We start from the raw sequence: 21,674 nt of genomic DNA, 5'->3' as shown, positions 1-21,674 counted from the left end.
GTGCGCGGCGAACCGCCGCGCACCGGCCGGTGGGCCGGGTGGTCAGTTGACGAAGACCGCCGGGCTGCCGGTCTTGCTGGTGTCGCGCACCGGCGAGTACGTCGCGGTGAAGTACGCGGTGCTGAAGCAGAGCGACGTGCCGGAGAACTTGGTCAGGGTCTGGTTGGTGAACGCGATCGAGTTGGTGGCGTTGGACGCCACGCCGGTCAGCTTGTTGGTGCTGGTCCGGTAGACGCAGGTGATCGGGCCGAGCAGCGAGTTCAACACCACGGTGCTCTGGATCGGCGCGGTCGAGGTGCCGGAGATGGTGACCACGCCGCCACTGGTGACCGACGTCGCGTACGGCAGGTTGTTGACGGTCACGCTCTGCACGCCGGTGGTGCCGATGATGTTGCTGGTGCAGCTCGTGAACGACTGGGCGGTGAGGCTCTCGGTGGCGGTGCCGGGAGCGGTCGGGTTGCTCAGCACCTTGGCGCTGAACGCGGACGCGGCGCACTTGACCCCGGTGGTGCCGCTGGCCGAGGAGTAGAACGTCGCGTTGGTGCCGGTCTTCAGGCTGGCCTGGATGACGTCGTTGACCGACACGGCGGTGCCGGCCGCGGTGGGGTAGGTCAGCACGGCGCTGGCCAGCGAGGTGGAGGGGGCGGCGGTGGCGGGGGTGGCGCCGACCAGACCGGTCAGCAGCGTCAGGGCGGCGAGGCCCGCGCCGATGCGTCCGTACCTGGGCATGGTGGTTCCTTCCGGCGGTGGGACGGGGGTGGTGGTGGAACCGGACGGCGATAATGACGGCCGTTCGAGCCCTTCCGTGGTGATCACCAATGGTGACGGGCTGTGAACTGAGCGTGTCGAAAGTTATAAACCTCAGAGGGTCGTAAAGTCAACGCATCAAGGAAGGCCGATATCTTGACCATGCAGAGCCCGCCTCCGCCGGCACCGCTGCCGGGTGCCCGGCACGGCCGCGACCCGGACCGCGCCATCAAGCGCGGGCCCCGGCGGGTACCGGCCGAGGAGGTGGCCGCGACCCAGCGCGACCGCCTCTTCGACGGGCTGGTCCGCGAGGTCGCCACCCGGGGGTACGACAACGCCCGGGTCACCGACATCTGCCATGCCGCCGGCGTCACCCGGCCGGCCTTCTACGCCCTGTTCAGCGGCAAGCAGGACGCGTTCCTCGCCACCTACCGGCACGGCATCGCGGTGGTCTCGCAGCTCATGGAGACCGCCTACGCCGACGCCGGGCCGGCCTGGCCGGACGCCGCCCGGGCCGCGCTGCGCACCCTGCTCGACGTACTGGCCAGCGTGCCCGCCTTCGCCCGGATGGCGCTGGTCGAGGTGGACGCCGCCGGCCCGGACGCCCGCCGGGAACGCGACGCGCTGCTGCACAGCTTCCGCCGGTTCTTCGCCGACGCCGGACCGGGGCCGGCGGTCGCCGGGGTGGATCGCGACGTGCTGGTGTCCACGGTGGTCGGCGGCATCCACGCCACCATCCGCGCCCGGGTGGCACAGGGGCGGGCCGAGGAGCTGCCGCTGCTGCTGCCGGTGCTCACGTACGCGGCCACCGCGCCGTTCCTCGGGCCCGAGGGCGCGCGCCGGGCCACCCGGCGCGCCGGCCCGGACGACGGCCCGAGCACGACCGCGCCGTGCGCGGCCGACTGACGATCCGGTGAGAAACCGCTGCGGTTTTTCACTTTGGCCACATTTGGCACATGCCGGCGAACTCTCTGTTGACCGCCACTTTACCCAGCGGTAACTTCGGCCTGCGCCCCTGGCGCGAAATCCTGCGAATCCAATTCACATCGTCGCGAATGAATTGATCTCGAAAGGAAGCCGCCATGTCGGAGCAGACCGCACCGATCGAGCCCGACCAGCCGAGCAGCGGCGTACGCTGGCGCCGCTTCGCCGTCACGCTCGGCGCCGTCGCGGCCGGCGCCGCCGGCATGGTAGTGCTGACCGCGCAGGGCGTGCTCGGCGCGCAGTTCGCCATCTCCGGCATGCCGTTCACCGTCACCGCCGACAAACTCGAAGGCACCGGCTTCGAGCAGTTCGCCACGCTCGACCAGATGATCCCGGACAGCCCCAACCAGGGCGACACCGGTGGCCAGGTGGTGGTGATCGTGTCGGCCATCGACAAGGCCGAACTGACCAACCTCTGCCAGAGCATCAGCCTGGGTGGAATCAACCTGCGGATCACCGCGGGCGGCTCCGGCAAGCCGGTCTCCGCCCGCACGCTCGTCGTCGACGGCGACGAGGTCGCCGGCAACGCCTCGTTCCGCAACATCAACGTCGGGCAGGACGCCAGCACCGTCGACCAGGTCCCCGGCGTGAAGGGCAACCCCGGCGTCTTCGCCCAGCAGGCCGACTCGGTGACCATCACCAACCTGCGGCAGAACAACTACGCCACCACCGCCGCGGTCTTCACGCTGCCCAACCTGCACATGGGCTTCAGCTCCGACGGGTGCTGACGATGACCGTCGGACTACACGCGGCGCCGGCCGCCCGCCCCGGCGGGCGCTGGCGCCGCTGGCGGCGGGCCCGCCCGTTCACCGCCGGCCTGCTCGTCACGCTCGGCGGCATCGAGATGCTGGTGACGCTGCGCGCGCCGCTCGGGGTGCTGCTGCACGTCGGGCCGCAGGGACTGGCCGCCTACCTGGTCCCGGCGATCCTCGTGCTCTGCGGGGCGCTGCTGGTCGCCACCCCGCAGCAACGCGTCTTCTACGCGCTGCTGTCGCTGCTGCTCGGGCTGGTCTCCTGGCTCACCTCGAACCTCGGCGGGTTCGTCATCGGCATGCTGCTGGCGCTGGTCGGCGGCGCGCTCGCGTTCGCCTGGACGCCGGACAAACAGCGGGCCGGGAGCGCCCCGCCGGTCACCGCCCCGCCCCCACCCGCGCCCCGGGAGCCGGCCGACGACCCGACGGAGGTCGTCCCGCTGGACCGGGGCTGACCGCGCCGCGCGACCGGCCCGACCGGGACGGACCGGCCGAGGCGGCGCCCGGCACGCTCAGGCGACCGCCTGGTACAACACCCGCATGGACCGGATGGCGGACCGGACCTCCTGAAGGATCGCGGAGGTCGCCGGCGGCGGGACCCACGGATCGTCGCCGCTGTCGAAGCCCACCGTCTCCACCGCGCAGCCGTACCGCAGGCCCAGCAGCCGGACCGCGTCACAGTGCTGGAACGGCACGAAGATGTCGGTCGTGACCACCAGCAGCCGCGCGCCGACCGACGCCGGCCGCACCAGCTCCGCCCAGCCGACCAACGTGTCCGCCGTGTTGGCCCGCTCGCCCGGCCGGGTCGACGGCGCGGCCAGCACGTGCACCGGCGGGTCCACGTCCCGGTGGGACCGGACCCACCAGGGCTGGCCGGCCCCGGTCGTGCCGGAGCGCCGTTCGGTGGCGGGCGCCGCGCCGAACGCGTGCCGCAGCGCCTCGTCCACCGCGTCGCCCTCGGTCGCGACGGCGCCCAGCCCGAGCCCGGCGGCGACCACGTTCTGCTCCGGGATCGGCCGCAGGCTGCCCAGCCCCGCGACCGAGCCGGCGCGGACCCCCCGGCGCAGGATCGTGGCGGCCAGATGCGCGCGGGCCATCATGGTGCGGACGCCACCACCGAGCACCAGGACGTGGTCGAACGACCGGCCCCGCGGCGTCACCCGGCCGGCCAGACCCAACGACCTCGCCGCCGACCGGATACGCGCGTCGGTGTCGGCGGCGAAGCTCTCCCCCACCACCTGGTGGCGTTCCAGCCGCCCCCGACGGTGGTCCCACCGGGCGGAGAACTCCTCCAGCGCGTCCAGCCGGTCGCCGAGCGGGCCGGCCGGCCGCGGTCCACCACCGAACTCGGCCAGCAGCGCGGCCATGGCCGGTGAGTCCACCCAGGAGGCGATCCCCTCGGCGACCCCGGCCCGGTCCGGTGGACCGGAGCCGACGCCGGACCCGTCCACCCGGCCCGCCGGCGGCCCGGTGGTGGGCAACGGCACCGCGGCGAAGACCGTCGCCGTCACGCGGCCAGACTCCCGGCCAGCGCCCGGTGCAGCCGCTGCATCGACAGGATCCCGGACCGGATCTCCTGGAGGTAGCGGTCGGGGTTGGTGGCGTCCGGCGCGAGCGGCACGGTGGCCCGCGCCGGATCGAACCCGACCGTGTCGATCCCGCAGCCGTAGCGCGCCGCCAGCATGCGGATCGCGTCGCTGTGCTGGAACGGCACGTAGATCGGCGAGGTGACGACGAGGATCCGGTCGGACGGGCGGAGGCGGGAGCGCCGGGCCCAGAAGTCGTACGTGTCGGGGGTGTTGGCGCGACGCAGCTCGGGCTCGCTGGACGGCGCGGCGAGCACCTGCACCGGCGGGCCGCCGGCGGGTCGGTAGGTGCGCACCCGCCAGGACCGGTGCGTGACGGCCCCCGCGGAGGACTCGTCGCGCGCCGGCTCGGTGAGCCCGAACGCGTGGCACGCGCCGACATCCATCGCGTCCATCTCGAACCGACCGCCGGCCAGGCCGGGCAGTGTGGTCTCCGGCTCGGTGAGCGGTCGGAAGCTGCCCAGCGCCGCCACCTCGCCGACGGAGACGACACCGTCGCGGACGAGCCGGGCAGCGTACTCGGTGCGTTGCAGGCAGGCCCGCCCGAGACCACCCAGGACGAGCAGGTGGTCGTACGCCGCCCGGGGCGGGTCGACCGGCTCGACGAGACGCAGGGCGGTCGCCGCGGCGAGCACGAGCGCCGCCCGGGCCGGCTCGAACGTCGGGGCGGTCACCTGGTCGCGCTCGACGTTGCCCCGCTTGCGGAAATCCCAGTGCCGGTCGGAGAACGCGTCCAGCCACTCCAGCAGCTCGCCGACGCCGGCCGACGGCAGGGCGTCGCCGTACTCCTCGACAAGCGCCCGCATCGGCGGCGACGAGATCCAGGCGAGGATCTGCTCGGCCGTCGCCTGCGGACGGAAGTGCGGCTCGCAAGTCGGAAGGGCGACAGCGTCGAAACTGACCATGTTTCTCCTTCGCGGAACTCGTCGCGGACGGGCCGAGAGGTCGTGACCGCGCCTCGCACTCTAGACGACAACGACGTCCGTCGGTCGCTGGCGCTCCCGGCGTCGGACCGTGCATCGTGGCCGGTCAACCCGGATTCGGCCGCACGTCGCCCGGCCGGCCGGCACCGTATCCGCGACACCGGCGGAATCGATCGGAAGGACCCGCCCGGCGGGCCGGTCCGCACGTGTCGTGGCGCGCCCGCTCGGTCGACCGGTAACGGCGGGTCACCCGTTCATAGGATCGACAGGCGTGCGGCCCCGGGCCGAATCTCGACCGATGCCGAACGCTTCCTTCTCCACCCCGGAACGGATCGCGGAGGAACTCGCGAGGTTGAACTACCTGGCCGATCCCGGACTCGCCGCGGCGGTCTTCCTCGCGATGAAACTCAAACTGCCGCTGTTCCTCGAAGGCGACCCGGGCGTGGGAAAGACGGTGCTGGCCAGGAAGATCGCCGAACTGCTCGGCGTCACCCCGATCCGGTTGCAGTGCCACAGCGGCATCGACCGGTCCCAGGCGCTCTACGAGTGGGACTTCACCCGCCAACTGCTGCACCTGCGCGGCACCCCGGACGGCGAGTCGATCTACCGCAAGGAGTTCCTGATCCCCCGGCCCATTCTGCGGGCCGTGCAGCAGCGTCCGTCGGTGTTGCTCGTCGACGAGATCGACCGGGCCGACGACGAGTTCGAGGCGTTCCTGCTGGAGGTGCTCGAAGGCGAGACGCTCACCATTCCCGACTACCAGACCATCACGATCGACGAGCCGCCGTTCGTGGTCCTCACCTCCAACGGCACCCGGGAGGTGCACGGCGCCCTCAAACGGCGGTGCGTCTACCACTGGGTCGACCATCCGGCCGAAGAGGACGAGGCGGAGATCATCCGGCTCAACGTGCCGGAGGTGGCGGACACGCCGTTGGCCGCGCAGATCGCGGCCGCCATGGCCAAGCTGCGACAACTGTCGCTGGTGCGGCCACCCGGGGTCGCCGAGTCGATCGCCTTCGCCCGCGCCGCCGCGGCGCTCGGCCGGCGCACCGTCGCCGAGGCCGCCGACGACGCGCTCGGGGTGCTGGTGAAGCAGCGCGAGGACCAGGAGACCGTCCGCGACGTCCTGCGCGCGGAGGCCCCGTGACGTCGGACGACGACCCGGTCCGTGACCTGGTCGGGTTCGCCGGCCGGCTCCGCGCCGACGGGCTCCGCGTCGAGGTGGCGCGGGTGGCCACCGCGATGCGCGCGCTCGGCGCGTACGAGCGGCTCGACCGGGACGCCGTCTACTGGGCGACCCGGTTGACGTTGTGCTCGCGCCGCGAGGACCTGCCCGTCTTCGACGCCGCGTTCGCCGCCTGGTTCGGGCCGGCCGCGTCCACCGGGCCGGGTGACGCCGCGCTGCCCGGCCCCGCGCGGGTCCGCCCGGCGACGGTCGAGGAGCCGGGCCGGGACGACACCGCCGACCCGGGATCGGCCCGGTCCCGGGCCGGCTCCGGCGAGCGGCTGGCGACCGCCCCACCGTGGACGTTGAGCGCCGCCGACCGCGCCGAGCTGGCGTCCCTCGTCGCGGCGTTCACCACTGCGGTTCCGCTGCGCCGCACGATGCGCCGCGCCGCCGGCGGACGGCGGCACGTCGACGTGTCCCGCACCGCGCGGACGATGATGCGCACCGCGGGTGAGCCGACCCGGCTGTGGTACCGCCGCCGTCTCCACGCGCGACGTCGCCTGGTCCTGCTGCTCGACCTCAGCTACTCGATGCGGGCGTACCGCGCTCTGCTGCTGCGGTTCGGGTACGCGGCGGTCGCCGCCGCACCGCTGACCACCGAGGTGTTCACCATCGGCACCCGGCTCGACCGGATCACCCGGGAGCTGCGGTCCCGCGATCCGCAGGCGGCGATGCGCGCGCTGGCCGCCCGCCGCACGGACTGGGACGCCGGCACCCGGCTCGGGACCGCCGTCACCGCCTTCGGCCGGGTGTGGGGCGGGCACCGCGTCGTGCGCTCGGCGCACCTGGTGATCGTCTCCGACGGGTGGGAGCTGGCCGATCCGACGCCCCTGGTGGCCCAGGTCAGCCGACTCTCCCGGCTGGCCCACGCGGTGATCTGGGGACACCCGAAGGCCGGCGATCCCGGGTTCACCCCGTACGCGCCGGCGCTGGTGGGCAGCCTGCCGTACGTCCAACTGGTCGCCACGCCCGACGCGGCGGCCCTGCGCACCCTCGCCGGCATGCTGGCCTGTCCGAGCTGCGGGCCGCGCTGCCGACGTCATCGCGACCACCGGAAGTGGAGTGTCCCGACGTGACCCAGGCCCTCGCCGACGCGGTACGCCGCGCCCTGGCCCGCGACACCATGCTGCGGCTCGCCCACGACGCCGAGCAGGCGTTGGTCATCGTGCGCAAGGACGACCACAAGGCCCGGGTGTTCGACAACGAGGAGGCGTTGCTCCGGATCGCGGTCGAGCGGTACCTGGTGGAGGCGACCACCCGCCGCGAATGGACGGGACAGGTCGACCACGACTGGTCCTTCCGCAGCGACGGCAACGCGAACGCGGCCACCATCCTGCGGTTCTGCGCCTACCTGGGTCAGCCGCTGGACGCGACGCCCGCCGTCGAGGAGCTGTACGGGGCGGCGCTCGCCGAGATCCGGCCGGCCGACGGGCCGGTGCGCGACAGGTGGACCGAGGTGACCGTGACCTACCGGCTGATCCGCAGCCTCCGGGCGGCGGGGCGGCCCGCGGACGCGCTGGCCCTGGCGGCGGCCCTGGACCGCGAGTTCTTCTTCGCCAGCGGCGCGGAGCCGTGCGCCGGCGACGTCGACTTCGAGACCGGCGCCTGCCTGCTGGAGCTGGGCCAGGCCGCCGAGGTGCACAGCGCGCTCGGCGAGTTGGCCCAGACCTACTGGGAGTCGACCGAGGCCAGCTCCTACTCGACCCGGCACCGCTACGGCTTCATCCTGGCGCTGGCCGACCAGGCCACCGGCGACACCGACGAAGCCGTCACCCGGATGACCGCGGCGCTGGCGCATCTGGCGGAGTTCCGGATCGCCGACCCCCAGCACGACGTCTACGAGTTGTCGCTGGCGCTCACGCTCGCCGAGCTGCTCGCGCTGACCGGGCACGGGAACGATCGCGCGGTCGGGCTCGCGGGGCGGGCGCTGACGGTCGCCGAGGGGATCCGGAGCCGATGGGGAGTGATCTCCCGGGCGCGTACCCCGTTGTCGACGGCGTTCCGCCGGGTCTACGGCGACATCGCGCTGCTGGCCGCGTCCCTGCCCGGCCCGGCCGCCGCCGAGCTGGGGCTGCGCATGTGCCTGGCGGCCAAGCAGACCGGGCTGGCCGCGCAGATGCGGGCCGAGGTGTCGTTGCTGCCCAACCAGCTCCAGGGCCTGATCGACGACGTGCTCAAGGCCGAGCGGGTCGATCCTCTCGACCACCGGGCGGACGCGCGTGCGGTGCGGGCTCAGCGGGAGGAGCAGAACCGGGAGATCGACACCCTGCACCGGCGGATCGAGAAGCGGGTGAACCCGATCTTCGCGGAGATGACGCTGCCCACCCCGACGGACCTGACCACCCTGCGCCGCGCGTTGGACGGCAGGTACGCGCTCGACTTCGCCGCCCTGCCGGACAGCCTCGCCACGGGGACGAACTGGTTCCGCGCGCTGATCACCCCGGGCGGCGGTGTCTTCTTCGAACGGTTCACCCCGGGTGCGCAGCTCGCCGCCTACGTCGCCGGTCGACGGGCCCGGGACCCGCAGGCGCCGATCGACCTCGACCTGGGTGACCCGGACTGGCACCGGCTGGCCCTCGACCTGCTCCCCGCCGAGCTGCGCGGCCGGCTCGACGCGGTGGCCGGGGACCCGCTGGAGCTGGTGATCTCGGCGCACCAGGAGCTGTGCCTGGTGCCCTGGGCGGCGCTGGTGCTCGACAGCGCCGGCACCCGGCTGGTGCGCCGGGCCGTGCTCACCCACACCCCGGTGCTGACCTGCCTGTCCGGCTCGCCGCCCCCGGTGGTCACCGGCCCGGCGCTGGTCCGGCTGGTGCCGCTGGCCCACGACGGCCCGTCGGACCACCTGGAACGGCGAGCCTGGAACCTGAGCCGGGGGGACGTCCCACTGAGCCGCTGCCCGTTCGACGACCAGGAGCCCACCGCCCACGCGTCGCCGCGGATCAGCGTGGCCCTCCGGCGGGGCACGGAGTGCGGACTGCTCCACGTCAAGGCACACGGCACCGGCCACGGCCTCGGGCAGCACCTGATCCTGCCGGAGGAGACCGACACCGGGGCGCAGTTGTCCGCCGCGTACGCGTTGGCCCTGCGCTGGCCGGCGTCGACGCTGATGGTGTCCTGTCAGGTCGGCGCGGTGACAAACGTGGCGGACATCGAGCCGGTCGGCCTCGTGGTGGCGGTGCTGGCCGGTGGTGGGCGGTCCGTCGCCGCCGCGATCGAGGAGGTGGCGAAACTCCCGGCCAGTCGGATGGCCGCCCATCTCGTGGGGCTCGTCCGGCGGTCCGGGATCCGCCTCGACCACGCGCTCCGGCTCGCCCAACTGCACTACCTGCGGTTGGGCGAGCCGGTGGCGAACTGGGCGCTGTTCAACGCCTACGTCAGATAGGGCGGGTCCGGTTCACCGGCCGGCCCAGCACGGCCGACACCCGCCCGGCCCGGCCCGGCTCGTTGGCGTACTTGTCGAGGATGAACCAGCGTGCGCGCCACGCGCGGTAGCCGGGCCGGCCGCCGAACGCGACGCGGCACTCCTCGACGCCGTCGAAGAAGTTGGGCATGACCGCGCCGCCGAACCCGCGCAGGTGGCTGCGCTGGCTCTCGTGGCCCTTCGCGTCGGTGACCGGTTCCGTCAACCAGGCGGACATGGCTTCCACGGCGTCGTCGTCGAGCACCTCGTGCGCGAGGCACGGCGCGAAGGTCAGCGTGCTGGGTAGCCGGTGGCCCGGCATCAGCAGCCCGGCGGCCAACCGGATCTGCACCACCGCGAGCCGGAGGCCGTGCCGCAATTCCTGCGGCTCGCCCCCGCTGGTCAGGATCGGCTTCTCGATCTTGGAGTAGGCGTGGTCGAAGCGGGCCGCCAGGGCCTTCCGACTGTCGTCCCAGGAGTCGTCGTCGCCGAGCGGGAAGTAGCCGAGCCGCTGCATCTCCGGATACAACCCCAGCATCAGCAGGATGGCCCGGGCGGTCATGATCCCCGGGTTGACGAAGCTGGTGGGCAGCGCCAGCCGCTCCTTCGTCGGCCTGTCGACGAAGCCGTGCTCCGCGACGCGCTCGGCCGCCGTGAGCGCCTCCTCGCCCCGGGTCGCGCCCTCCGCCAGATCACTGAAGATCATCTGTACGCGTTCCTCGCGGCGCTGTCGGTCCGCGTCGTCGCCCTCGGCCGCGAACTCCTCCGCCCACCTGTCGATCACCCGCTCGGCGATCCGGCACGCGGTCCCGGTCTCCGCCAGCACCAACTGGAGCAGCATCTCGTCGTAGTGCAGCTCGAACCCGGCGAACGGGGAGGGGACGTTCTTCGGATCCCGGTGGTAGGAGAGACAACTGGCGTGCCGGTTGCGTGCCTTCTGGTGAAAGGCCTGCGCGCGGTCGTAGGACGCCTGGGTGTCCTCCTTCGACTCGGCGAGCGCCAACGACCGCAACGCGCCCAACGACCGCGGGGCGTACTCCGGCCACGGCAGGTCGAGGGCCGCGTTCGCGATCCGCAGGATCCACTCGTGGTTCCGGTCCCGGTCGCCGTCGCTGCCCCGCCGGTTCGGAATCCGCTCCAGCGCCGACCAGGTCGCCTCGTACATCAGCCAGCCCATCAGCGGCAACAACTCGGCGACGTCGTCGGGCGGCGCCTGGGTGCGCGGGTCACGGTCGTACGCCACCACGTCGGCCTCGATGGCGGCCACCAGGTCGTCGTCGCAGGCGATCTCGCCCCGGCGCAGGGCAAGGCAGAGTTCCTCGAGGCGCTCGGCGCTCATCACGGTCACGGATCCTCCTGCGGTCGTCGTCGCGCACGGTCGGGGGTGGGTCATCGCAGTTCACGTCGGGACCGGATCGCCCGGCGGACCAGCCAGCCGGCGAGCGCCGCCGCCGCGGCGGCGGCCGACCAGCCGCGGGTGAGCGGCGCGGCGGGCGGATGCGCGGTCTGCCACCGGACCAGCCAGGTCACCACGAACCAGGTCACCGAGGCGGCGAAGCCGGCGGCGGCCAGGCCGACCCAGTGCCGGCGGGTCGACCGGAGCGCCGCGGCGAGCAGGAGGAACAGTCCACCGGCGGCCACCGAGACGATGAACGGCGCCCGCAGCGACGCGTACATCGGCCAGTCGTAGCTGAGCGACTGGGACGCGGCCAGCAGCAGGCCGACGGCGGCGAGGACCGACGTGTGCAGCGCGGTCAGGAACTCGTTGCGATCGGCGAGGGCACGCAGCCGCCGTTCCAGGTCGGCGGCGCCGATCTGCGCCATCGGCTCCGCGTAGGCCACCGTGTCGCGCGCCGTGTCCGCCGCGTCGTCGATCTCGGTCACCAGCCAGGCCACGTACGCCAGGTCCGCCGCCACCGGCCCGGCCAGGCCCTCGATCCAGGCGTGGCGGTCCGGCACCGCGAGCGTGTCCGCCCAGTCGCGCAGCCAGATCCGGGCGTTGTGCTCCTCGGCCGTGACCGTCCGCGACATGATGCGCAGGTCGGCCTCGTCGGCGGCGCCCAACGCCGTCTCCCGCCGGAGTTTCCGGAGCCGCTCCTCCCGGGCCTCGGTCGGTTCGGGGTCGGCCCGCTCGCTGTCCTCCACGCGGGACGCGAGGTCGTACAACCGGGACTGTCGGTCCTGCGAGCGGCGCTCCGCGAACCGGCGGGCCTGGTGGCGGACCTTGGCCATCTCCCAGAGGTAGCCGGGCAGCGGCCGGAGTCGCGCGTCGCCGTCCGGCCACACCCAGGAGTCGCTCAACGACTCGCCGGCGGTGGGCGCCAGCAGCACGAGGAGGCGTTCCAGACGGGCCGGGTCGGGCGACGGCACCTCCCACAGCCAGGTGCCCGGCACCGGCTCGGTCGGTTCCGCCCCACGCAGGTCCGCGCCGGCCGGCAGCGCGGCCTCCGCCGCGGCGGCGAGCCGGTCGGCGTCAGCGTCACCGTCGTACAGCGCGTAGAACAGCCGCACCCGGCCGGTGCAGTCCTCGTCGGCCGTCGCGCCCACCGCCGTCCGCCACGTCCGGTCGAGGTCGCGCCAGTCCGCGGTGCCGTCGACCGGCGCCAGGCAGACCAGGAACGCGTCGAGGCGGGCCGTGGTGTACCGCAGCGCCTGCCGGGTGCCGTCGCCCGGGGCGGTGAGGAACTGCCGGGCCCGCAGGCCGTCGCCGTGCACGAGCGGCACCCGGTCGGGCTCCCGCATGCCGAGGCCGCGGCAGGCGGCGGTGATCCGGGTCGCGATGCCGGTGTCCCGGAGGCCGTCGAAATAGGTGTACGCGTTGAGCGCGTACGCGTGCAGTCTCATCGGCCCCGGCCGTCCGGTTCCGACCCGTCCCCCTTCTCCCGGCGCAGCCGGTCGGTCAGCCGGTCGGCCTGCCCCCGCAGCGGCACCGACTGTCGAACGTCCTTGGCGAGGTCCGCCTTGGCGCCCAACAGATTCTCAAGCGCCTCGATCCGTTGCCGGCACCGGTTGACGGCGACCAGGTCGCGCCGATCCAGTGCCTCATTCATCAGCACCAGACAACTGCGGAACTGTTCCCATTTCTCCGGCGGGAGCGTCGCCTCACGGATGTCGGCCAACGCGTCGATGGCGTATTGCAGGATGTCGTCGGGGTCGGGCGCACCGGTCTCGTTCATCGACAGTCACCATAGGCGAGGACGCCTGCGGGGAAGTCGCCCGTCGGAGGCGTGCCGACACCGGAACGGTCGTCCGACGCTCATCCGATCCGGTCGCGAATTGCCGGACGTTCAGCCCTTCGACCAGTTCGACCGCAATCGCCGCGGCCACTTCGCATCGGTGCCGGCACATTGTCGGCTAACCGACACGCCGAAAAGGAGCGATCAGAAGGAACAGTTGACCAGATCGCATTCGGGACCCAGCCGGATACCGAAACGCGCCTCGACACCCGCGCGGATGTGCGCCGCGAACTTCATCACCTCGGACGTGGTGGCGCCACCCCGGTTGGTGACCGCGAGCGCGTGCCGGCTGGACAGCGCCACCGTGCCGTTGCCCCAGTCGTGACCGTAGCCGCGGGGGAAGCCGGCCCGCTCGATCAACCAGGCCGCCGGCAGCTTGGTGCCCTTGACGTCCGGATAGCGGGGGCACTCCCGGGCCTGCTCCGGCACCTCGGCGAGAACCGGGTTGATGAAGAACGACCCGACGCTCCAGGTGTCGTGGTCCGCCGGGTCGAGAACCATGGCGCGGCTGCGCCGCAGCGCGAGCACGGCCTCGCGGACGTCCGCCGGCGCGGCGGTGCCGCCGACGTCGATGCCCAGCCGCTTCGCCAGCTCCACGTACTCGATCGGCCGCGACTGGTCACTGCGGCGCAGCCGGTACGTCACCTCCACCACGACCCACCTGTCGCTGTGCTTGAAGACGGACTGCCGGTGGCTGCCGAAGCCGCAGCGCTCCGGCGTCCACCGCTCCAGCGCACCGGTCTGCCGGTCGTAGACGGAGAGCGAGTCGAGCACGTCCGAGGTCACCGTGCCGAACGCGCCGACGTTCTGCACCGGCGTGCCGCCCACCAGCCCGGGGATGCCGGACAACGCCTCCAGGCCGGCGAGCCCCGCGTCGACGGTGGCCGCCACCAGCCGGTCCCACTCGACGCCGGCGTCCGCGGTGACCAGCTCCCCGTCGACGCGGAAGTCCGAGGTCGCCAACCTGACGACCGTCCCGTCCCAGCCGACGTCGCCCACCACCAGGTTCGAACCGCCGCCCATGACCAGCAACGGATCCCCGGCGGCGGTGGCCCGGCGCAGCAGGTCGAGCAGATCGGGGGTGGTCTCCGGCACGTACAGGCGACCGATCGGACCACCGACCCGCATCGTGGTCAGGTCAGCAAACGTGGTTGTCACCGGGCCAGCCTACTGACCGGCTTCCCGCCGCCCGCGGCTTCCTCGGCACGCCGCCGTCGGTCAGGCGCCGGCGGACGACCGGAGCCGCCGGGCCGCGATCTGCACCGCGCGCTCGCAGATCGCGTGCCGGTCGGCGGCCGGGGTCCGGCGCAGCACGAGGCCCGCCAGGATGTTCACCGGCCAGGCGGCGAGATCCTCCGGCGGCCGGCCGTTGACCTCCAGGAACAGCTCCACGTCGTGCTCGTCCGAGGTCCGCGCCAGGTAGTCCGGCACCACGGCGAGGAGGGCGTCGGCGAGGGCCCGGGCCGGCGCGCGGCCGTCACTGACGTCGACACCGGGACCGGCCGCCGTGAGGATCCGGTCCTGCAACGTCTTGGCGTCCATGGCCGCCGTCCGGTACAGGTCCCCGGCGGACATCGGACCGCCCGTCTCCTCGATCACGGCTGGCACCTTCCGTCGAACGGCCGCCCGTTCGTGGAACCGGTGCGGTGACGCCTGGCGATGCGTCCTCGGCGTGGGCGAGAACGGCAGTATTGAACAGTCGCCCGCCCGGCAGGACAAGACCACCGTCGGGATTCCGTCACCGCGCGGCGCCCCCGGGGCCCCGGTAACCGGATCAGGGGCGGGAGAGCAGCACCGCGAGCGTCGCGTCGTCGTGCTGCTTGACCGGGCCCCGCCCCGGCCGCGTCAACAGCTCCGGCCGGCCGGTCTCGTGGCGGCGGACGGTGTCGATGACGGCGCCGGGGCCGGACCGCTCGGCGATCCCGAACACCTCCGCCCAGTCGAGCGCGAAGAACTCGGTCAGCCGGGAGACGCCGTCGGTGCAGAGCAGCAGCCGACGCAGCCCGGACCGGGCCACCCGGCCGGTCAGCGCCTCGGCCGCCGCCGCCGGATCGGTCGACGCCACCCAGAAACCGCCCGGCCGGTTGCGCAGCCGGGCCACCGTGTGCCGGTCGTACGCCGGCAGGGTGTCGGTGCGGTCGTCGTGCACGACCGTGCGGCCGTCCGCGTTCTCGAACACCACCGACGAGTCGCACAGCACCAGATAGTCCACCTGGTCGTCCGCGGCCCGGACCACGGCGACCGTCGACGACGGACTGTGCGGGTTGGACAGGTCGCAGCGTCCCCCGTGGCGGTCCCGCAACCGGTCGATGGCGGTGGCCAGGATCCGGTCGAGCGGCGCCGTCGGCCCGGCCGTCAGCGCGCCCACCAGGCAGTCGCCCAACTGCCGCACCAGCCAGGCCGGACCGTGTACGCAGCCGGTGTCCAGACCGGGCGGCCGGGTGACGCCGTCCAGCACGAACGCCCAGTCGGCCGACACCACGACGTGGTCCTCGTTGGGTCGGTCCGATCCGGGCGCGGTGGCGAACGCGAAGTCCACTGTCGCGGCCGGCTCAGCCGGCCATGGTCTCCGCGATGGCCTCGCGGAACGCCTCCGAGCGGTGCTCGAAGTTGCGGAACCGGCCGTAGCTGGGCGCGGCCGGCGACAACAGCACGACCCCGCCGGCCGGGGTGATCTTGCGGGCCCGGCGCACCGCGTCGGACAGGTCGTCGACGATCTCGCACCGCACGCCCGGCAGCCCGGCCAGCGCCTCGATGATCCGCGGGCCGCTGTCCGGGATGCCGATCACGGTGATCTCCCGCTCGGCCAGGTGGTCGCGCAGTGGCGCGTAGTCCACCCCCCGGTCGGTGCCGCCCAGGATGACCGTCAACGGCCGCCCGTCGTACGCGTCGATGGCGTGCATGGCCGCGTACGGGCTGGTGGCGAGCGTGTCGTCGACGAAGGTGAGCCCGGACGGGTCGGGGATCTCGGTGAGCCGGTGGGCCAGCCCCTGGAACTCCGCGACCGCGACGGCCAGCGTGTCCCTGTCCGCCACCACGTCCACGCCGAGCACGTCGAGCACGGCGAGCGCGACGCAGAGGTTGCCCTCGTTGTGCCGGCCGACGAGCGGCAGCACCGCGCGGGGGAAGAGCGGCGTGTCCCGCAGGTGGAACCAGGGCGTGCCGTCCGGGCCGGTCGCCACGTGGGTGGTGTCCGGCGAGCCGGCGCGGACCGCCGCCCGGTCGCCGAGCTCCCCGGCGAGCCGGGGGTCCGCCCCGTTGACCACCACCGCGTGCGGGCCGTGCGCCAGCAGGTTCAGCTTGTCCCGGTAGTACTCCCGCTCCCCGCCGTGCGCGTCCAGGTGCTCCGGGAACAACGCGGTGACCACGGAGATCCGCGGTGAGTCGGTCAGGTCGCTGCACTGGTAGCTGGAGAGTTCCAGCACGTACAGCTCCGCGTCGGGCAGCTCCAGCGTGGGCACGCCGATGTTGCCGCCGAACACGTTCGGCCGGCCGACGGCGACCAGCAGATGGCTGATCAGGCTGGAGGTGGTGCTCTTGCCCTTGCTGCCGGTCACCCCGATGGTCCGGTCGGCGTGGTCGGCCATCCACAGCGCGGTGCCCTGCGTCACCGGGATGCCGCGCTGCCGTAGCTCGACCATCCACGGGTGGGTCTGCGGCACGCCCGGCGAACGGACCACCACGTCGGCGGCGGTGAGCGCGTGCAACCCCGGCTCGCCGGTGACCAGCGGGGCGGCCTCGGCCAGCGCCCCCTCCCAGGGCAGCGACAGGAAGTTCGCCCGGTCGTCCACCGCGACGAGACCGGCCGGACCGTGCGCGGCGACCGCGCGGGCGGCGGCCATGCCCTCACGCCCCGTACCCCAGATCGCCACAGAGCGTCCGCGCAGGTCAGACAGGCGCACGTTGGATCTCCTCGCTCGCGTCCCGGTGGGTCCGGACTAGTATGACCTGTGCTTAACGGACAGCTCGGACGGATGGCCGCCTTCACCTTCCCGTCGTACTCGATCGACTTCGCCACCGGTGAGGTGCTGTTCGACTACGCCCTGACCGGCCCCGACGGCGACCAGCGGTTCACCGAGGTGATCACGCTGCCGCTGCCGGCGGAGCCGGTCTCCGACGCCGTCGCGGCGCGGCTGGCCCGGGTCCTGGAGCTGCTGCACGTGGTCGCCGGCGTCAGCTACTACAAGGCCGCCGCGCCGCCCCGGCTGGTGCTGCCGACGCCGCTGGGGTCCGCCGCCGTCGAGCTGGTCACCGCCGTCTACACCAAGGGCCTCGCCGAGTACGCGTACCGCAACGCGTTGCCGCACGTGTTGACGCTGCGCCCGGAGGTCCCGGCCGGTTCCGTCGAGACGGCGGCGCCGTGGGACAACTCCGACCGGCGTCCGCTGTCGGCGGTCGGCGGCGGCAAGGACTCCATCGTCACGCTGGAGGCGCTGCGCCGGGCCGGCCTCGACCCGGTGCCGTTCTCGGTCAACCCGAACCACGTGATCGTCTCGGTGAACGAGGCGTCCGACCTGGTGCCGCTCGCCGCCCGGCGGCGACTCGACCCGGTGCTGTTCGAGCTGAACCGGGCCGGGGCCCGCAACGGGCACATCCCGGTCACCGCGATCAACTCGCTGATCGCGGTCGCCACCGCCGTGCTGCACGACCTCGGGCCGGTGGTGATGTCGAACGAGCGCTCCGCGTCCGACCCGAACCTGGTCTGGCAGGGCCACGAGATCAACCACCAGTGGTCCAAGGGCGTCGAGGCGGAAGGGCTGCTGCGGGCCGCGCTGGCCGAGCACGCCGGGCTCACCGAGCCGTACTTCTCGCTCCTGCGTTCCCTGTCCGAGCTGCACATCGCCCGGCTGTTCGCCGAGATCGACCGGTACGACGCGGTGGTGACGAGCTGCAACGCCGCGTTCAAGCTGCACGACGCGAGCGAGCGCTGGTGCCGGAACTGCCCGAAGTGCCGCTTCGTGTTCCTGGCCATGGCCCCGTTCATGCCCCGCGAGCGGCTCACCGGCATCTTCGGCGGTGACCTGCTGGCCGACGAGTCCCAGGTCCCCGGCTACCGGGAGCTGCTCGGCGTGGACGGGCACAAGCCGTTCGAGTGCGTCGGCGAGGTGGAGGAGTCGGTGGTGGCGCTGAGCCTGCTCGCGCAGCAGGACCAGTGGCGGGACGCCCCCGTGGTGCGCGCCCTGGTGGCGGCCCTGCCCGACACCGCCTGGCAGGCCGCCACCACCTCCGACGTCTTCACCCCCACCGCCGAGAACTTCGTCCCCACCCCCTACGCCAAGGCCCTCCAGTCCCTCACCTGACCCCGTCACCCTCCCCTCCCCCCGCCCGAACGGCGTTGATCAAGGAGTTTGCGTCATCGCGGCGCGAATTCCTGACGCAAACTCCTTGATCAACTCGGGCTAGGAGGTGCGGACGGCGTCCAGGGCCAGCAGGGCGACGTGCAGGGAGAGGCACTGGTCGACCGAGTCGAGGTCGGCGTCGAGGATGCGGCCGATGCGGGCCAGTCGCTCGTAGAACGCCGGCCGGGACAGGTGCGCGGCCACCGCGCCCGCCGACTTGTTGCGGCCCTGTTCCAGGTATGCCCGCAAGGTGCCGAGCAACTGCTCCCGGGGATGCTGCGCGTCGTACGTCAACAGCGGGCCGAGTTCCCGCTCCACGAACGTCTGCAACCGGGGCTCGTCCCGCAGCAGGTGCAGCAGGCCGGCCAGCCCGACGTGCGGCAGCCGGAAGCAGGGCAGGTCGCGCGGGTCCCGCCGGGCCGCCTCGGCGATCTGCCGCGCCTCGACCAGCGACCGGCGTGCCTCGCGCAGGCTGCTCACCCCGGAGCCGGCCGCCACGACGACCGCCGGACGGGCCGACACGTCGACCGGCCGCACGCCCCCCGGGGCACCGCTCCGGGCGGTCCCGTCGACCGGCCGCACCGGGCCGGGAGCCGCACCCCGACCCACCCCGTCGACCGGGCGCACGCCCCCGTTGGCCGCGGACCGGCCGGCCCCGTCCGGCGGGCGGGCCGGGCGGGGGGTCGGCGGGCGGGGCGGGGCGGCGTCGAGGCGTACCCGACGCAGTGCCGCGGCGAACGCGGCGAGCGCCTTCTCCTCGGCGGCCGGGTCGGGCAGCGCCAGCAGCGCGCCGACCGCGTGGTCGTCGACGGCGCTTGTCAGCGCCGTCAGGTTGGCCTCGCGCACGGCCTGGCCGACCGCCTCGGCGAGATCGCGGAGCCGGGCCGGGCCGGCCTCCGGGCCGGCGGCCTCCGGATCACGGCGGCGCGCCGCACCGGGATCGTCGTGCCCGTCCGGCCCCACGTCCCCGGCCGGGTCGTCGCTGCGGTGCCGGACCACCACGCCGACCAGGTGCCGGCGGTCCAGGGTGACGCCGAGCGCCTTGGCCCGCAGCGCCACCTCGTCCACCGGGCGGGAGTGGTCGATGAGCGCGGTCAGCAGCGTCCGGTGGATCTGTCGTTCCAGGCCCTCGGCGTCGCGGCGGATCAGCCGGCCCAGGGCGAGCGTGGAGGCGGCCCGCTCGACCAGGATGGTGAGCCGGGTGGGCGGCGCGGCCTCGGCCGCCGGCCAGCGCAGCAGCAGCCGACCCCAGTCCTGCCCCCGCGCGCCGACGGTGGTGACCAGCCAGCCGCTGTCCGGGTCGTACGCGGTCCGCCCGGCCGGCCGGATCCGGCGGGAGTGCTGCTCCCAGCCGTCCAGCAGCAGTTCCGCGTTCTCCCCCGCCGGGTCGTACGCGAGCACCTGCCGGGACAGGTTCTCCAGCACCACCGGGCAGCCGGCCAGCTCGGCGGCCTGCCGCAGCACCTCGGCCGGCTCGGCGCCCTCGACGGACAGCTCGGTGAACCGTTGGTGGATCTCCTCGGTGGCCCGCAGCTCGGTGAGCTGGGCGTCGACGATCAGCGCGTGCACCGCCTCGGTGATCCGCACGAACGGGGTGGCCCGGCGCAGCTCGACCAGTGGCAGTCCGCGCCGTTCGGCGGCGGCGGCCATCACCCGGGGCACGCCGCCGACGTAGCGGCGGCCCAGCTCGACGACCAGTCCGGAGACCCCGACGTCGGCCAGGTCGCCGACGAACGCGCGGAGCCCGGCGTCGTCGGCGGGCAGCCCGATGCCGGTGGTCAGCACCAGCTCGCCGCCGCCGAGCAGGGTGGCGATGTCCGGCACCTCGGTGACGTGCACCCACCGCACCGGGCGGTCCAGCCCGGCGTCGCCGGCGACCAGGCGCGGCGCGCCGTGGCGCACCGGCACCAGGCCGAGCACCTCACGCACGGTAGGGAACACGGGCGACACGCTACCCTGCGTCACCACCGGAACCGAAGCCCCGTCCGTGCGGTCCCGGTTCAGTCGACGCCGAACTCCATCGCGGCGCGGTCGAGCCACTCGTCCTCCGCGGAGGGGACGCCCCGGGAGGCGATGGCCTCCGCGCCGCCCTCGGGCATCGCGCCGATCAGGCCGGTCGAGGCCGCCTGCGCGGCGCCGACCATCCGCTGCGGGGCGGTGCCGCCGACCATGCCGAGCGAGGCGTACTGCTCCAGCTTGGCCCGCGAGTCGGCGATGTCCAGGTTGCGCATGGTGAGCTGGCCGATCCGGTCCGACGGGCCGAACGCCGAGTCCTCGGTGCGTTCCATGGACAGCTTGTCCGGGTGGTAGCTGAACGCCGGGCCGCATGTGTCCAGGATCGAGTAGTCCTCGCCCCGGCGCAGCCGCAACGTCACCTCGCCGGTGACCGCCGTGCCGACCCAGCGCTGCAACGACTCGCGCAGCATCAGCGCCTGCGGGTCCAGCCAGCGGCCCTCGTACATCAGCCGGCCGAGGCGACGACCCTCGGTGTGGTAGTTGGCCAGGGTGTCCTCGTTGTGGATGGCGTTGACCAGCCGCTCGTACGCGGCGTGCAGCAGCGCCATGCCGGGCGCCTCGTAGATGCCCCGGCTCTTCGCCTCGATGATCCGGTTCTCGATCTGGTCGGACATGCCCAGGCCGTGCCGGCCGCCGATGGCGTTGGCCTCCAGCACCAGGTCGACCGGGCTGCCGAACTCCTTGCCGTTGATGGTCACCGGGCGGCCCTGGTCGAAGCCGATCGTGACGTCCTCGGTGGGGATCTCCACCGTCGGGTCCCAGAACCGGACGCCCATGATCGGGCTGACCGTCTCGATGCCGGTGTCCAGGTGCTCCAGCGTCTTCGCCTCGTGGGTGGCGCCCCAGATGTTGGCGTCGGTGGAGTACGCCTTCTCGGTGCTGTCCCGGTAGGGCAGGTCGCGGTCGAGCAGCCACTCCGACATCTCCTTGCGCCCACCGAGTTCGGTGACGAAGGCGGTGTCGAGCCACGGCTTGTAGATGCGCAGCTGCGGGTTGGCCAGCAGGCCGTACCGGTAGAACCGCTCGATGTCGTTGCCCTTGAACGTCGAGCCGTCGCCCCAGATCTGGACGTCGTCGGCGACCATCGCCCGCACCAGCAGCGTGCCGGTGACGGCCCGGCCGAGCGGGGTGGTGTTGAAGTAGGCCCGCCCGCCCGAGCGGATGTGGAACGCCCCGCAGGTCAGCGCCGCGAGACCTTCCTCGACCAGGGCGGCTCGGCAGTCGACCAGCCGGGCGATCTCGGCGCCGTAACTGAGCGCGCGGCCGGGCACCGAGGCGATGTCGGGCTCGTCGTACTGGCCGATGTCGGCGGTGTAGGCGCAGGGCACGGCGCCCTTGTCGCGCATCCACGCGACCGCGACCGAGGTGTCGAGGCCGCCGGAGAAGGCGATGCCGACACGTTCGCCGGTGGGCAGGGAGGTGAGAACCTTGGACACAGGAAGATTATGCACCAAGCCGCATGG

General features: G+C 73.4%; 19 protein-coding genes. 7 read left to right on the top strand and 12 right to left on the bottom strand.

All coding sequences use genetic code 11. The features are described 5' to 3' along the window. Positions 1-42 precede the first annotated feature (42 nt). Positions 43-729, bottom strand: coding sequence for a Tat pathway signal sequence domain protein (locus ACIA6B_RS07370; protein ID WP_396771890.1), 687 nt, complete (start codon positions 727-729; stop codon positions 43-45). A 180-nt stretch (positions 730-909) separates the two neighbouring features. Between ACIA6B_RS07370 and ACIA6B_RS07365 the strand changes: the two genes are divergently transcribed. The 3 genes from ACIA6B_RS07365 to ACIA6B_RS07355 all read left to right on the top strand — a co-directional run bounded on the left by ACIA6B_RS07365 (position 910) and on the right by ACIA6B_RS07355 (position 2,938). Further along, positions 910-1,653, top strand: coding sequence for a TetR/AcrR family transcriptional regulator (locus ACIA6B_RS07365; protein ID WP_396771888.1), 744 nt, complete (start codon positions 910-912; stop codon positions 1,651-1,653). A gap of 176 nt (positions 1,654-1,829) precedes the next feature. Continuing rightward, positions 1,830-2,459: a DUF6230 family protein gene (locus tag ACIA6B_RS07360; protein ID WP_396771886.1), complete on the top strand. Its 630-nt coding sequence runs from the start codon at positions 1,830-1,832 to the stop codon at positions 2,457-2,459. 2 nt (positions 2,460-2,461) lie between these two features. Next, positions 2,462-2,938, top strand: coding sequence for a DUF6114 domain-containing protein (locus tag ACIA6B_RS07355; protein ID WP_396771884.1), 477 nt, complete (start codon positions 2,462-2,464; stop codon positions 2,936-2,938). Between the two features lie 57 nt (positions 2,939-2,995). Here ACIA6B_RS07355 and ACIA6B_RS07350 read toward each other — a convergent pair whose 3' ends face one another. Together ACIA6B_RS07350 and ACIA6B_RS07345 are read right to left on the bottom strand one after the other, a co-directional pair. Next, positions 2,996-3,994, bottom strand: a complete 999-nt coding sequence (locus ACIA6B_RS07350; protein ID WP_396771882.1) for a hypothetical protein — start codon at positions 3,992-3,994, stop codon at positions 2,996-2,998. Further along, on the bottom strand, positions 3,991-4,974 hold the full coding sequence (locus ACIA6B_RS07345) for a hypothetical protein (RefSeq protein ID WP_396771880.1): 984 nt from the start codon (positions 4,972-4,974) through the stop codon (positions 3,991-3,993). The genes ACIA6B_RS07350 and ACIA6B_RS07345 overlap by 4 nt, the downstream gene beginning before the upstream one ends. Positions 4,975-5,290: 316 nt before the next feature. Between ACIA6B_RS07345 and ACIA6B_RS07340 the strand changes: the two genes are divergently transcribed. The 3 genes from ACIA6B_RS07340 to ACIA6B_RS07330 are packed head-to-tail and all read left to right on the top strand — an operon-like array spanning position 5,291 to position 9,602. Further along, complete coding sequence (locus ACIA6B_RS07340; RefSeq protein WP_396771878.1) at positions 5,291-6,139, top strand: AAA family ATPase; 849 nt, start codon at positions 5,291-5,293, stop codon at positions 6,137-6,139. Further along, a complete protein-coding gene (locus tag ACIA6B_RS07335) occupies positions 6,136-7,296 on the top strand; it encodes a VWA domain-containing protein (protein ID WP_396771876.1) in 1,161 nt (386 codons plus the stop codon). The genes ACIA6B_RS07340 and ACIA6B_RS07335 overlap by 4 nt, the downstream gene beginning before the upstream one ends. After that, on the top strand, positions 7,293-9,602 hold the full coding sequence (locus ACIA6B_RS07330) for a CHAT domain-containing protein (protein ID WP_396771874.1): 2,310 nt from the start codon (positions 7,293-7,295) through the stop codon (positions 9,600-9,602). The genes ACIA6B_RS07335 and ACIA6B_RS07330 overlap by 4 nt, the downstream gene beginning before the upstream one ends. Here the strand turns inward: ACIA6B_RS07330 and ACIA6B_RS07325 are convergent. From ACIA6B_RS07325 to murD, 7 genes are all read right to left on the bottom strand, one after another. Then, positions 9,595-10,968 (bottom strand): hypothetical protein, encoded by a 1,374-nt coding sequence (locus tag ACIA6B_RS07325; protein ID WP_396771872.1) that lies wholly within the window; start codon positions 10,966-10,968, stop codon positions 9,595-9,597. The genes ACIA6B_RS07330 and ACIA6B_RS07325 overlap by 8 nt on opposite strands. A 41-nt stretch (positions 10,969-11,009) precedes the next feature. After that, positions 11,010-12,464 (bottom strand): CATRA conflict system CASPASE/TPR repeat-associated protein, encoded by a 1,455-nt coding sequence (locus tag ACIA6B_RS07320; protein WP_396771870.1) that lies wholly within the window; start codon positions 12,462-12,464, stop codon positions 11,010-11,012. Then, positions 12,461-12,796 (bottom strand): CATRA system-associated protein, encoded by a 336-nt coding sequence (locus ACIA6B_RS07315; RefSeq protein WP_396771868.1) that lies wholly within the window; start codon positions 12,794-12,796, stop codon positions 12,461-12,463. The genes ACIA6B_RS07320 and ACIA6B_RS07315 overlap by 4 nt, the downstream gene beginning before the upstream one ends. A 204-nt stretch (positions 12,797-13,000) precedes the next feature. Then, positions 13,001-14,014 carry a UDP-N-acetylmuramate dehydrogenase gene (locus ACIA6B_RS07310; protein ID WP_396771866.1) on the bottom strand — a complete coding sequence of 338 codons (1,014 nt, stop codon included), beginning with the start codon at positions 14,012-14,014 and terminating at the stop codon, positions 13,001-13,003. Positions 14,015-14,074: 60 nt separating this feature from the next. Beyond that, positions 14,075-14,455 carry a hypothetical protein gene (locus ACIA6B_RS07305; RefSeq protein ID WP_396771864.1) on the bottom strand — a complete coding sequence of 127 codons (381 nt, stop codon included), beginning with the start codon at positions 14,453-14,455 and terminating at the stop codon, positions 14,075-14,077. 175 nt (positions 14,456-14,630) lie between these two features. Then, positions 14,631-15,395 (bottom strand): protein phosphatase 2C domain-containing protein, encoded by a 765-nt coding sequence (locus ACIA6B_RS07300; RefSeq protein WP_396771862.1) that lies wholly within the window; start codon positions 15,393-15,395, stop codon positions 14,631-14,633. A 13-nt stretch (positions 15,396-15,408) separates the two neighbouring features. Next, entirely contained in the window at positions 15,409-16,758 is a 1,350-nt protein-coding gene (murD, locus tag ACIA6B_RS07295) for a UDP-N-acetylmuramoyl-L-alanine--D-glutamate ligase (protein ID WP_396771860.1), read from the bottom strand. A 48-nt stretch (positions 16,759-16,806) separates the two neighbouring features. Between murD and ACIA6B_RS07290 the strand changes: the two genes are divergently transcribed. Then, positions 16,807-18,156: a hypothetical protein gene (locus ACIA6B_RS07290; protein ID WP_396771858.1), complete on the top strand. Its 1,350-nt coding sequence runs from the start codon at positions 16,807-16,809 to the stop codon at positions 18,154-18,156. A 99-nt stretch (positions 18,157-18,255) separates the two neighbouring features. On the opposite strand, the gene ACIA6B_RS07285 is transcribed toward ACIA6B_RS07290, so the two are convergent. Then, complete coding sequence (locus ACIA6B_RS07285; protein WP_396771856.1) at positions 18,256-20,145, bottom strand: PucR family transcriptional regulator; 1,890 nt, start codon at positions 20,143-20,145, stop codon at positions 18,256-18,258. A gap of 50 nt (positions 20,146-20,195) precedes the next feature. Beyond that, the gene (gene argG / locus ACIA6B_RS07280; protein ID WP_396771854.1) at positions 20,196-21,647 is read right to left on the bottom strand and encodes an argininosuccinate synthase; all 1,452 of its coding nucleotides are present in this window, start codon (positions 21,645-21,647) and stop codon (positions 20,196-20,198) included. Positions 21,648-21,674: the final 27 nt, after the last annotated feature.

Source organism: Micromonospora sp. NPDC051141 (assembly GCF_044455765.1).
GTDB lineage: Bacteria > Actinomycetota > Actinomycetes > Mycobacteriales > Micromonosporaceae > Micromonospora.
This window is presented reverse-complemented; position numbering and strand designations above follow the sequence as displayed.